10 protein-coding genes are annotated in these 12,084 nt (G+C 76.3%); 4 read left to right on the top strand and 6 right to left on the bottom strand.

Annotated elements, in window-relative coordinates; translation table 11 throughout:
• Window positions 1-441 precede the first annotated feature (441 nt).
• Entirely contained in the window at window positions 442-1,347 is a 906-nt protein-coding gene (locus AC2TDM_RS12850; protein WP_239078943.1) for an LCP family protein, read from the top strand.
• Between the two features lie 630 nt (window positions 1,348-1,977).
• On the opposite strand, the gene AC2TDM_RS12855 is transcribed toward AC2TDM_RS12850, so the two are convergent.
• Window positions 1,978-3,849 (bottom strand): HNH endonuclease signature motif containing protein, encoded by a 1,872-nt coding sequence (locus tag AC2TDM_RS12855; protein ID WP_484634861.1) that lies wholly within the window; start codon window positions 3,847-3,849, stop codon window positions 1,978-1,980.
• A gap of 49 nt (window positions 3,850-3,898) precedes the next feature.
• Between AC2TDM_RS12855 and AC2TDM_RS12860 the strand changes: the two genes are divergently transcribed.
• A complete protein-coding gene (locus tag AC2TDM_RS12860; protein ID WP_484634862.1) occupies window positions 3,899-4,111 on the top strand; it encodes a hypothetical protein in 213 nt (70 codons plus the stop codon).
• A 118-nt stretch (window positions 4,112-4,229) separates the two neighbouring features.
• On the opposite strand, the gene purE is transcribed toward AC2TDM_RS12860, so the two are convergent.
• Together purE and AC2TDM_RS12870 are read right to left on the bottom strand one after the other, a co-directional pair.
• A complete protein-coding gene (gene purE / locus AC2TDM_RS12865) occupies window positions 4,230-4,772 on the bottom strand; it encodes a 5-(carboxyamino)imidazole ribonucleotide mutase (RefSeq protein ID WP_484634863.1) in 543 nt (180 codons plus the stop codon).
• Window positions 4,773-4,854: 82 nt separating this feature from the next.
• On the bottom strand, window positions 4,855-6,033 hold the full coding sequence (locus tag AC2TDM_RS12870; RefSeq protein ID WP_484634864.1) for a 5-(carboxyamino)imidazole ribonucleotide synthase: 1,179 nt from the start codon (window positions 6,031-6,033) through the stop codon (window positions 4,855-4,857).
• 37 nt (window positions 6,034-6,070) lie between these two features.
• On the opposite strand from AC2TDM_RS12870, the gene AC2TDM_RS12875 reads away from it, so the two are divergent.
• A complete protein-coding gene (locus AC2TDM_RS12875; protein WP_239078855.1) occupies window positions 6,071-6,622 on the top strand; it encodes a GtrA family protein in 552 nt (183 codons plus the stop codon).
• A gap of 219 nt (window positions 6,623-6,841) precedes the next feature.
• Here AC2TDM_RS12875 and manA read toward each other — a convergent pair whose 3' ends face one another.
• The 3 genes from manA to AC2TDM_RS12890 all read right to left on the bottom strand — a co-directional run bounded on the left by manA (window position 6,842) and on the right by AC2TDM_RS12890 (window position 10,368).
• The gene (gene manA, locus AC2TDM_RS12880) at window positions 6,842-8,038 is read right to left on the bottom strand and encodes a mannose-6-phosphate isomerase, class I (protein ID WP_090031660.1); all 1,197 of its coding nucleotides are present in this window, start codon (window positions 8,036-8,038) and stop codon (window positions 6,842-6,844) included.
• Between the two features lie 298 nt (window positions 8,039-8,336).
• Window positions 8,337-9,647 (bottom strand): ATP-binding protein, encoded by a 1,311-nt coding sequence (locus AC2TDM_RS12885; RefSeq protein ID WP_484634865.1) that lies wholly within the window; start codon window positions 9,645-9,647, stop codon window positions 8,337-8,339.
• Between the two features lie 31 nt (window positions 9,648-9,678).
• On the bottom strand, window positions 9,679-10,368 hold the full coding sequence (locus AC2TDM_RS12890) for a response regulator transcription factor (RefSeq protein WP_484634866.1): 690 nt from the start codon (window positions 10,366-10,368) through the stop codon (window positions 9,679-9,681).
• 227 nt (window positions 10,369-10,595) lie between these two features.
• Here AC2TDM_RS12890 and AC2TDM_RS12895 point away from each other — a divergent pair, with 227 nt between their 5' ends.
• Window positions 10,596-12,062: a sensor histidine kinase gene (locus AC2TDM_RS12895; protein ID WP_484634867.1), complete on the top strand. Its 1,467-nt coding sequence runs from the start codon at window positions 10,596-10,598 to the stop codon at window positions 12,060-12,062.
• The last annotated feature ends 22 nt before the right edge of the window (window positions 12,063-12,084 follow it).

Raw genomic sequence — 12,084 nt, forward strand, 5'->3', positions numbered from 1 at the left:
CCCGGTGCACGCCGTCCGGCCGCCCCGCGCCAGACCACGAGCGCACCCCGTCCGTCGTCGCCCCCCGCGGCGCCCCGGTCGACGGCCCCCGCGGCGCCCCGGTCGACGGTGACGGCGTCGACGGCGCCCAGCGCGACGACGCCACCCGCCGCGCGCCCCACCGGCGCGCCCAGCCCTGCGGCCCCTCGCGCGCCGAGGAGCACGGCCTCCCGTGCATACGTCCTCCAGGCGGGCGGCGCGGCAGGCGCCGCACCCCCCCACAGTGCAGCGACCGACGGTGGAACCGCCCAGGGTGGCCCCGCGCGCAGCGGTCCGAACGCCTTCGGACCGGCGCCACGATCGGCGGGCGACGTGTCCGGTGTACCCATCGGCAGCACACCGGGCGATCGCGCGCCTCGAACCGGCCGTCGGCGACGTGCCGTCCTCCTGGGCGTCGCCGCGGTGCTCGTGCTGCTCCTCGCGTGGCCCGTCGCGCTGCTCGTGCGTGCCCAGGACCGCATCCAGCACGTCGCCGCGCTGTCAGGTGCCGCCGGGACGCCGGGCACGACGTACCTCCTCGCCGGGTCCGACTCCCGCGCGGACGGCGCCGTCGGCGGGGAAGCCGTCGAGGGTGCGCGCACCGACAGCATCCTCCTGCTGCACGTGCCGAGCAGCGGGCCGTCCGCGCTCATCTCGCTGCCGCGGGACACGTACGTCGAGGTCCCGGGCTACGGGCCGGCGAAGCTGAACTCGGCGTACGCCTGGGGCCAGGCGCCCCTGCTCGTGGCGACCGTCGAGGGGCTGACCGGTCTCACCGTGGACCACTACGTGGAGATCGGCATGGGCGGCGTCGAGCAGGTCGTGGACGCCGTGGGGGGCGTCAACCTCTGCTACGACGCCGACGTCTCCGACCCCGACTCGGGCATGGTCTGGACCGCCGGGTGCCACGACGTCGACGGCGAGCAGGCACTGGCCTTCGCGCGGATGCGCAAGGCCGACCCCCTGGGCGACGTCGGGCGTGCGCAGCGGCAGCGCCAGCTCATCGGGGCCGTCATGGCTGCGGTGTCCCCCGCGTCGCTCGCCCTGCACCCGGGCCGGCAGACCGACCTGCTCGACGCCGGCCTCGGCGCCGTCCGCGTGGACGACGGGATGGGTGTCACCGACCTCGCGCGGCTCGCCCTGGCCTTCCGCTCGGCGACCGGCCCCGGCGGCGTCACGGGCGCGCCGCCCATCGCCGACAACGACTACCGTCCGGGCAACATCGGCTCGACCGTCCTGCTCGACGAGACCGCCGCACCCCAGTTCTTCGCCGACGTCCGCGACGGCGTCCTCCCGCCCGGACCGGTGGGCGGCGCTCCAGCAGCCTGACGGCTCGGCGGCACCACGCAGCCCGACCGCACGCAGCGGCACGTACACAGTCGAACCCGCGGCAAGCACCACCCTGGCACCAGCCCTCAGCAGCGCGAGCACCCGACCCGGTCCCACAACACGTTCCCTCCGGACGACGGCGACGCAGCTCGTCGCCCGCGGCCCGACGAACCGCTGCTGGCTCTCGGGCACGACGACGCAGCTCCGCGCCCGGGCACAGCGACGCAGCGCATCGCCCGCGGCCCGACGAACCGCTGCTGGCTCTCGGGCACGACGACGCAGCTCCGCGCCCGGGCACAGCGACGCAGCGCATCGCCCGCGGCCCGACGAACCACTGCTGGCTCTCGGGCACGACGCAGCTCCGCGCCCGGGCACGGCGACGCAGCGGCCCGCCCCGGACGCGACGACGCAGCTGCTCGCCCCGGACGCGACGACGCAACTGTCTGCGCCGGCGTCCCGCCCCGGACGCGACGACGCAGCTGCTCGCCCGGGACACGGGGACGCAGTCGCTCGCCTCGGCGGGCAGGGCGAACACGGTTGGCCGCTCTCGAGCACGACGACGCCCGGGGGCAGCACGTGGCACGGCGACGACGCCGACCGCACGCCGTCAGAGACGCCGCCCACGCGTGGTCAGAAGGGGATGGGTCCGGCCCAGGGGTCCGGCGCCGGTTCGGGTGCCGGCGGCGGTGGTGGTGGCGCTGGTGGCAGGGGCAGGACCGGGGTCGTGGTCAGCACCCGGCCCGCGGGGGAGGTCCACGTCAACGTGCCCGCCACGTCCTGCGTCAACCGCCACCGCGTGCGGTGCTTGAGCCGGTGATGGTGCCGACACAGGTGCGCGGTGTTCCCCTCGTCCGAGCACCCCCCGGCCGCCCACTCCACCGTGTGGTCCACATCGCAGCCCGTCGTGGACCGGTTGCACCCCGGGAACCGGCACGTCTCGTCCCGCGCCGCCAAGAACCGCCGCCGCGCCCCGCTGACCACGTACGTGCCGTCCGCACCCAGCAGCGCCCCCGTGACCGGATCGGTCAGCACCCGCGTCAACGACGAGGCCGCACCAGCCACCTGCCGGCACGTGCGCGCATCGACCGGCCCGTACCCCGCCAGATGCCCCGGCTCATCACCACCCAGCACCGTGTGAGCCGGCACCGTCACCAGCACCGTCGGCCGGAACACCCCCACCCGCGACGACGACCCACCACACGACGAGCACGACCCCGAAGACGACGACGAGCTCGAGGACGACGACGAGGACGCAGAGCTCGACGACGAGGACGACGACGAGGACGCAGAGCTCGACGACGAGGACGACGACGAGGACGCAGAGCTCGACGACGAGGACGACGACGCGGACGCAGAGCTCGACGACGAGGACGACGACGCGGACGCAGAGCTCGACGACGAGGACGACGACGAGGACGGAGAGCTCGAGGACGACGACGGTGGGCTCGACGACGAGGACGACGACGGCGGGCTCGACGACGCGTCAGGGCCAGGGACGTCAGGCGTACCAGCGTCACCGGCCGCACGACCGTGACCGCCGCCCCGCCGGACCCGCGACCGGCCAGTGCGACGTCCGCCGCTGCGACTCTCGTCCGGGCCACCTGCACGACCACCGCTGGCGGCGGCGCCACCGGCCCTCGACCCGTCAGCACCGTCGTCGTGGTCGTCGTGGTCGTCGCGGTCGTCGCGGTCGTGGTCGTGCTGGTGCACGGTGGTGGTGCCGGTCAGCTCGGGCAGCAGCACCTCGGCCAGCAGGTCAGCGCGCAGCTGACCCACCAACCGGCGACCCTCCCCCATCCGATCCGCACCCTCATCCGCACCCGCGGCCAGCATCCGCGCACCGAAGGACAACCCCTCGAAGATCGCCACCGCCTGCACCGCCGGCAACAACGCGTGCAACCACGCCATCCCATCCCGCTCGTGCGTCACCCACACATGACGGTCCGCGCACGCCCGCCGATGCCGCACCGCCACCGGCTCGGGGTGATGACGCGCCACCCACGACCGCGCCCGCCGCCCCAGCTGCACCGGCGTCCACGAGACGCACCCCGGCAACAACGCCTCATCCGCGGCGACCCGCACCTGCGGCGGCAGCGACGCCGTCTCCTCCAACAACTTCAGCACATGCGGGTACGACACCCGCCCCTGCGCCAACGCCGACAACACCGCCGGCCGGGACCCCACCAGCTCCACCGCATCCGAGACCAGACCCGTAGCCGTGCCCTCCGGCACCTGCAACACCGTCGCCAGCTCCGCCCGCACCGACCGCCCCGCCAGATCCCGCGACTGCGCCGTCACCGCCCGCCCGTGCACGTGACAGGACACCTCATCGGCCAACGCACCCACCTGCACCGCCGCCGCCAGCAGCACCGCACGCACCGCCTGCGCCGACCGCACCGCCGCCTCCGCCGACGCCACCGCCGACACCAGAGCCTCGAACTGCCCCTCCACCTGCCTCAACGCACCCGGCACACCCGCCAGCGCCACCGGATCGATCTCCACCGGCAGGTCCGACGCCGGCTCTGCACCCGGCGCCGACGCGGAGGACGCCGTGGCCGACGACGACGGGCGAGACGACGAGGGACGGGACGACGACGGCTGGGACGACGAGGTGGACGACGTCGTCGAGGCCGCCGGGTTGCGCTGCCCGGTCCCGCCCGCACCCTCGTCGAACAAGGTCGACCCCGACCCCGCCGCACCCGCCCTCGTCCGCATGCGAGAAGTCCACCACCGGCCACTGACACGACGACCGGGAGCGCCCTGACGAGCCCTGACGTCCGAGCACGACCGGTCGGCGTCGCGCCGCGTGCCACTGGAGGCACGGTCACGCCGATCGAGCCGACCGTCGGACCCGTCGGACCCGTCGGACCCGCCGGACCCGGTCAGCCCGCGCCGAACCCCGTCGTCCGCGCCCCGCCCGCCCGCGCGCGCAGCCGCTCGCCCTTCTGCTCGGCCTGCTCGCGCAGCCCGTCCTGGAAGGTGGCCATGGCCGCGGACAGACGACGCGCGTCCTCGTCCACGCCCGATGCCAGGATCCGGACCGCCAGCAGCCCGGCGTTCCGCGCCCCGCCGACCGAGACCGTCGCCACGGGCACGCCCGCCGGCATCTGCACGATCGACAGCAGCGAGTCGAGGCCGTCCAGGTGCGCCAGCGGCACCGGCACCCCGACGACGGGCAGCGTCGTCACCGCGGCCAGCATCCCGGGCAGGTGCGCCGCACCCCCCGCACCGGCGACGACCACGCGCAACCCCCGGCCGCCGGCCTCACGCCCGTACGCGACCATCTTGTCGGGCTGCCGGTGCGCCGACACGACGTCGACCTCCACCGGCACGTCGAACTCCGCGAGGACGTCGGCGGCGGCCTGCATCACCGGCCAGTCCGAGTCCGACCCCATGACGATCCCGACGAGGGGCTGTGCTGCCATCGCTCTCTCTCCTCCGCATGGCTGTGGACCTCCGACGGCCCCCGTCGGCGGCGCTCGACGACGACCGACGACGAACCGACGACTACCCGTCCGCCACGACCTCGCCGCGCAGCAGGGCGGCCGCCGCACGGCCCCGCCGCAGCAGGTCCGGCAGGTCGTCGCCGACCACGTTCACGTGGCCGAGCTTGCGCCCCGGCCGCACGTCCTTGCCGTACAGGTGCACCTTGACCCCGGGGTCGGCCAGCACGTCCGGCAGGGCCGCCGCGAGGTCCGGCAGCGTGCTGCCCAGCACGTTCACCATGACGGTCCACGGTGCGCGCACATCCGTGGCGCCGAGCGGCAGGTCCAGCACGGCCCGCAGGTGCTGCTCGAACTGGCTCGTCACGGAGCCGTCGAGCGTCCAGTGCCCGGAGTTGTGCGGCCGCATCGCCAGCTCGTTGACGAGCACGCGCGGGGCGCCGCCGTCCGGATCGGCGACCTCGAACAGCTCCACCGCCAGCACGCCCGTGACGCCGAGCCCCTCGGCCACCTGCACCGCGAGCGCCTCCGCCGCGGCCCCGGTCTCGGGGTGCAGGTCCGGGGCCGGCGCCACGACCTCGGCGCACACGCCATCCACCTGCGTGGACGCGACGACCGGCCACACCCGCACCTCCCCGGAGGGCCGCCGTGCGACGAGCACCGCCAGCTCCCGGGTGAACGGCACCTTCTCCTCGACGAGGAGCGCGGCGCCGCTGCCGTCGGCCGCCGCGGCGGGCCAGTCCGCGACGTCCGACGAGCGGCCGACGACCCGCACGCCCTTGCCGTCGTAGCCGCCGCGCGCGGTCTTGACGACGGCCGTGCCACCGTGCGCCGCCAGGAACGCGTCCAGCGCGGCGGCGTCCGGCACCGGCGCCCAGTCCGGGCACGGGACCCCGAGGGCACCCAGCCGGCGCCGCATGACGACCTTGTCCTGCGCGTGCGCCAGCGCCGCCCGGCCCGGGTGCACCGGGAGGCCCTCGTCGGCCAGGGCGTCCAGCAGCGCCCCCGGCACGTGCTCGTGCTCCACGGTGAGCACGTCGGCCCCGGCGACGAGGGACCGCACCGCCGCCTCGTCCGCGGCGGCACCCACCGGGGCGTCGGCGACGGCCTGCGCCGCGCTCGAGCCGGGTGCCTCGACGAGCACCCGCAGGTGCACCCCCAGGCCCACCGCGGCCGGCGCCATCATCCGGGCCAGCTGTCCTCCGCCGACCACCGCCACCACGGGCTGGGCGCTCCTCGTCACGGCGCAGGAGCCTAACCCGGTCGCCTACGATCCTCGGGTGCCGTCCGACCCCACGACGCGGGCCACGTCCGGACCCGACAGGGCCGGCGCCGCCCCCACCGCCACGCAGCCCCCCGCGCACGCCCACGCCCCGCACGACCACCCCGAGCACCTGCGCACGGCGCCGGTGCCGTGGCGGGTCCGGCTCGCGGAGCTCGCGCGCTTCGGGGCTGTCGGGGCGCTCGCGTTCGTGGTCGACCTCGGCCTGTTCAACCTGCTCCGCTTCGGCCCGGGCGAGCTGCTGATCCACAAGCCCCTGAGCGCGAAGATCATCTCCGTGCTCGCGGCGACCGCGGTCTCCTGGGTGGGCAACCGCTGGTGGACCTTCGCCGAGCACAAGACGGAGCGGCACGGGCGGGAGCTGCTCGCGTTCGTCGCGATCAACGTCGTCGGCATGCTCGTGCCGGTGCTGACGCTCGCGTTCTCGCACTACGTGCTGCACCGCACGTCGCCGCTGGCCGACAACGTCGCCACGGTCGTCGGCATCGGCCTCGCGACGATCGTGCGCTACCTCGGCTACAAGCGCTTCGTCTTCACCGGCAGCCGCTGACGCCGCACGAGGCGCGCCGCCACCGCGCGGCGTCGGCTCACGCCCTGCCCGTCCGGGCCGGGCGCCGGCAGACCAGGCGCGACAAGGTCGGACGCGACCAGGCCGGGTCCGACCAGGCCGGGTCCGACCAGGCCGGGTCCGACCAGGCCGGGTCCGACCAGGCCGGGTCCGACCGGGCCGAGGTCGGCGAGACCCGGCCGGTCGGGCCCCCGGCGGACGTCAGGGCACGTCCGCCTGGACGAGCACCCCGGCGCCCTGCGCGCACAGCATCCCGGCCGACGCCGGCACGAACGCCGACTGCCCGCGCACGAGCTCGAGCACGTGCCCGTCCCCCGTGGACACGACGACGTCGCCCTCGAGGCACAGCAGCACGCGCGGCCCGCGGCCCGGCACGCGGACCTGGCCCTCGTCGGTCAGCCGCGTCACCGACAGCTCGAAGTCGTCGACGGGCGCGTAGAAGATCTCCGTCGAGGTGAACACGCGCTCCGGGGCGATCCGGATGGGCGGCGCGGCGACGCAGTCGACGTTGTGCAGCAGCTCCACCGTGTCGACGTGCTTGGCGGTGAGCCCCGCGCGCAGCACGTTGTCCGAGTTGGCCATGAGCTCGACGCCGAGGCCCGACAGGTAGGCGTGCACCGCGCCCGCCGGCACGAACAGCGCCTCGCCCGGCTCGAGCGTCACGGGGTTGAGCAGCACCGACGTCACGGCACCGGGGTCCCCGGGGTACGCCTGCGCCAGGCGGAGCACGGTGCGGTCCGTGCGCGGCGACGGCGACCCGTCGGCCAGGCGGCGGCCGCACGCCTCGACGAACGCGCTCACGTCGTCGGCACCCGGGCGCGTCGTCGGGGACAGCAGCCACTCGAAGGCCGCGCGCACGCCCGTGGGGTTCGGGTCGGCGACGAGGATCCGGTGCAGGTCGCGGGCGAGGTCGCAGTCGAGGTCGGCGAGCAGCTCGGCGACGCGGCGCGGCGCGCGGAACCCGACCATCGCCTCGAACCGCGTGAGGGCGTACACGAGCTCGGGCTTGTGGTTCTCGTCCCGGTAGCTGCGGTCGGGGGCGTCGCGCGCGACGCCGCGCGCGTCCTCCTCCGCGAAGCCCTCGCGCGCCCGCTCGATGGAGGGGTGCACCTGCAGCGACAGCGGCGCGTCGGCGGCGATGAGCTTGAGCAGGTAGGGCAGGCGCGCGCCGAAGCGCTGCACGACGTCCTGCCCGAGGTGGCCCGTCGGGTCCTGCTCCAGCAGCGCGTCCAGTGCCACGCCGCCGGCGCCGTCCTCGACGACCGCCGGGGCCGACGGGTGCGCACCCAGCCACAGCTCGGCGACCGGACGCCCGTCCGGGACCGTGCCCAGGACGCTCGGGATCGCCGTCGTCGAGCCCCAGGCGTAGTGCTGCACGGCCGGGGTCAGACGGAACATGGGGGCGCCTCCGGTGTCGGTCCTGCCCGCATCGGCGGGGGCCGCACCCGGACGGGCGGCCGCGCGCGGGGTCGTGGTCGTCATCGTGGTCGTCCTCCTGCCGGTCGTCGAGCACCCGACGGGCGGACACGCCGGGGTGGGCCGGTCGTGGCACCGTGCCCGTCCCGGGACCCTGCCGGGCGCCGCGACGGACAGGTCCTACCGTAGAGGTCATTCGTCCGGTTCCTCCGGTGAGTCCCCTCACGTTCCCCCGGACGGCCGTCCCCCGACGACGAGCGACCCGCGACTCCCGGCCGGCTCAGCCCCGCCGCTTCCATGGCGCGACCGCCGCACCGCGCGGCAGCACCACGTCCGGCCGCAGCGACGCCGGCACCCCCGCGAGGAACACCGCGAACACCGCCGGCCGCCGCTGCGCCAGCTCCAGCCGGCCCCCGTCGGCCGCCGCGAGGTCCCGCGCGAGCGCCAGCCCCAGGCCCGTCCCGCGCCCCGAGGTCACCTCCCGCTCGAAGATCCTCCCGGCGAGCTCGTCGGGCACGCCGGCACCCTCGTCGCCCACCTCCAGCACGACGGTCCGGCCCTGCCCCGCCCGCGAGCGCACGGTGGTCGTCCCCGCGCCGTGCCGCAGGGAGTTCTCGATGAGCGTGGCCAGCACCTGCGCGAGCGCCCCCGGCGTCGCCAGCACCTGCCGGGTGGGCTCCACCTCGACGACGAGGCGCCGGCCCGCCGCGGCGAACGTCGGGCCCCACTCCTCCTCCTGCTGGTGCACGACGTCGACGAGCCGGATCGCCTCCGTCGTCCCGCCCTGCGCCCGGCGGGAGCGCGACAGCAGGTCGTCCACGACGCCCACCAGCCGCTCCACCTGCTCGAGGCTGATCCGCGCCTCCTCGCGCACCGTCTCCTCGCCGGAGGTGAGCATGATCTCCTCCAGCCGCATCGACAGCGCCGTCAGCGGCGTGCGGAGCTGGTGCGAGGCGTCGGACGCGAACTGCCGCTCCGCCGCCAGCCGCCCCGCCATGCGGTCCGCGCTGCGCGCCAGCTCGGAGGTGACGAGGTCGATCTCCTCCACGCCCGACGGCTCCAGGCTCGGCCGCACCTGGCCCGACCCGAGCTGCTCCGCCGACGCCGCGAGGTAGACGAGCGGGGCCGCCAGCCGGTTCGCCTGCCAGATCGCCATCGCGATCCCCGCGGCGAACGCCACGACCGCCGCCCCGACGACCAGCAGGATCAGCCGCGCCCCCGCGAAGAAGACGTCCCACCACGAGACCTGCAGGACGACGCCCGCCCCGTTGTCGGACACCGTCCGGACGGACTCCACCCGCCCGCTCGGCAGCTCCCCCGCCGTGTGCACGGTGCCGTCGGTGTCGACGACCTGCACGTACGCGTCGATCCCGCCCCCGCGCGTGTAGAACTCCAGCATCTCGTCGGTGATCGGCACGCCCTGGTCGATGCGGAAGTCGACCGCCCGCGCCAGGGACTCGGCCCGCGTCGAGAGCCCCTGCATCGCGCCCTCGCGCACGAGCTGTGCGCCGAGGAACGCGAGGGGGAAGCCCAGGAGCACCACCGCCACCGTGACGGCGGCGACGGTGGCCTGCAGGACGCGGCGCCGCACGGGGTGGGCCGGTGGTGCACCGGGACGCGGGTCAGACCCGCGCCGGTCCCGTCTCGAAGCGGAAGCCCATGCCGCGCACGGTGGAGATGTAGCGCGGGGCGTTGGCGTCGTCGCCGAGCTTGCGGCGCAGCCACGACACGTGCATGTCCAGCGTCTTCGTCGAGCTCACGGGCTCGGAGCCCCACACCTCGCGCATGAGCGCCTCGCGCCCGACGACGGTGCCGGCGGCGCCGACCAGCGTGCGCAGCAGGTCGAACTCCTTGGCGGTCAGGTGCAGCTCGCGCTCGCCCTGGAACGCCCGGTGGGCCGCCACGTCGACGCGCACGTTCTGGGCGGCCAGCTCGTCCTCGTCGCCCGTCTCGCCGACCGACCGCCGCAGCAGGGCCCGCACGCGCGCCAGCAGCTCGGCCAGGCGGAAGGGCTTGGTCACGTAGTCGTCCGCCCCCGCGTCGAGCCCGACGACGAGGTCCACCTCGTCCGCGCGCGCGGTCAGCACGAGCACCGGCGTGGTCAGCCCCTGCGCGCGGATGGCGCGCGCCACGTCGAGGCCGTCCATGTCCGGCAGCCCGAGGTCGAGGACGACGAGGTCGGCGGCACCCGCGGCGGCGATGGCGCCCGCCCCGGTGCCCTGCACCTGCACCTCGTACCCCTCGCGGCCGAACGCCCGGGCCAGCGGTTCGGCGATGGCCGGGTCGTCCTCGGCGAGCAGCACCTGCGTCATGGCGGTCATGGTAGGGGATCCGCGCCACCATGGGAGACCCTCCCGTCACCCTCAGCGGACCAACAGCGGGTAAAGGTCCGCCCGGCCAGCGGGGGCGTGCGGACCTCGCGATGCACCACCACCGGCGAACCGGCGTGCCGCCGTCCTCCCCCGGTCGGGCACGCCGGCCGCCGACGTCGTCCCCCGGGCGGACGCCCCCGGGCGGTGCGGCGACCTAGCCTCGCGGCGTGAGGACCTCCGACGACCGCGGCACGACGACCCGGTGGCGCCGCTCCGCCGTGGACGCCGCCGTCGCGGCGGTCCTCCTGCTCGTGAGCCTGGCCACCGCCGCCCTGCCCTACGGCGGCTCCACCTGGCCCGTCTCCGTGGCGACCGTCGGGCTCGTGGCGCCGCTGGCCTGGCGCCGGACCCGCCCGGTGGCCTCCGCGGTCACCGTCTACGCGGTGGCGCTGCTGCACGTGCTGGTCGGGGTGCCCGTCCTCGTCCCGGCGGACTTCGCGGTGCTCGTGGCCCTGTACTCGGTGACGGCGCACGGCCCCGTGTGGGCGCACCGGACGGCGGCCGGCGGCGCGCTCGTCGGCGCCGTGGTGCTCGGCGGCGGGACCTACGGCTCGACCGACCCGTTCGGGGCGCTCATCGCGATGACGTTCACGGCGACGGTCGTGCTCGGGACCTGGGCGTTCGGCCTCGTGCGGCGCTCGCGCCGCGAGACCCTCGCCGCGCTCGTCGACCGCGCGGAGCGGCTGGAGGTGGAACGCGACCAGCAGGGCCGCATCGCCGCCGCCGCCGAGCGCGCCCGCATCGCCCGGGAGATGCACGACATCGTCGCCCACTCCCTCACCGTCATCATCGCCCAGGCCGACGGCGGCCGGTACGCCGCGGCCGCCGACCCGCCGGCCGCCACCCGCGCGCTCGAGACCGTCGCGGAGACCGGTCGCGCGGCCCTCGCGGACATGCGGCGCCTGCTCGGCGTGCTGCGGACCGACGACGAGGAGCCCGCGCCCGGGCCGGCCGTGACGGCGATGGGCGCCGGCGCGACGAGCGCCGGCGCGACGAGCGCCGACGCGACGAGCCCCGGCTCGACGGCGACGCGTCCCGGCACCGCGCAGCCCGCCTCCGGCGACCCGGTCGGCCCCGGCCGGCGCAGCACGGGCGCACCCGGGGCCGCCGCGTTCTCCCCCGTCGCCCCCGTCGCGCCGCTGCCCGGCACGGAGGACCTCGAGGCGCTCGTCGGCCGCGTCCGCGCCGGCGGCCTGCGCGTGTCGCTCGCGCGCGTCGGGACGCCGCGCGCCCTGCCGCCGGGCGCCGGGCTCACCGTCTACCGGATCGTGCAGGAGGCGCTGACCAACGTCCTCAAGCACGCCGGCCCCGACCCCCGCGTCACCGTGCAGCTGGCCTGGCGGCCCGCCGAGGTCCTCGTCGAGGTCAGCGATGACGGCCGGGGCGCGGCGGCCGACCTCGCCGACGCGGTCGTCGGCGACCCGACGACGAGCACCGCGTCCGGCGGCCCCGCCACCCCCGACGCCCCCGCCGAGCTCCCCGTCGCCGCCGACGGGCGCGGCCTGGGGCTGCGGGGCATGCAGGAACGCGCCGCCATGTTCGGCGGCACGGTCACCGCCGGCCCCCGCCCGGGCGGCGGCTTCCGCGTCGTCGCCGTCCTGCCCGCTCCGCCGATCGGAGGCGGCGCGGCCTGAGCGGGGGCTCGCGCCGGGCAGC

The sequence above is a fragment of the Cellulomonas sp. plas2 genome (assembly GCF_057221735.1).

What these genes read in the sequence shown, in the direction of transcription:
- purE (WP_484634863.1), bottom strand. Translation starts at nt 4,772, where the DNA reads ATGGCAGCACAGCCCCTCGTCGGGATCGTCATGGGGTCGGACTCGGAC.
- manA (WP_090031660.1), bottom strand. Translation starts at nt 8,038, where the DNA reads ATGTTCCGTCTGACCCCGGCCGTGCAGCACTACGCCTGGGGCTCGACG.
- AC2TDM_RS12890 (WP_484634866.1), bottom strand. Translation starts at nt 10,368, where the DNA reads ATGACGCAGGTGCTGCTCGCCGAGGACGACCCGGCCATCGCCGAACCG.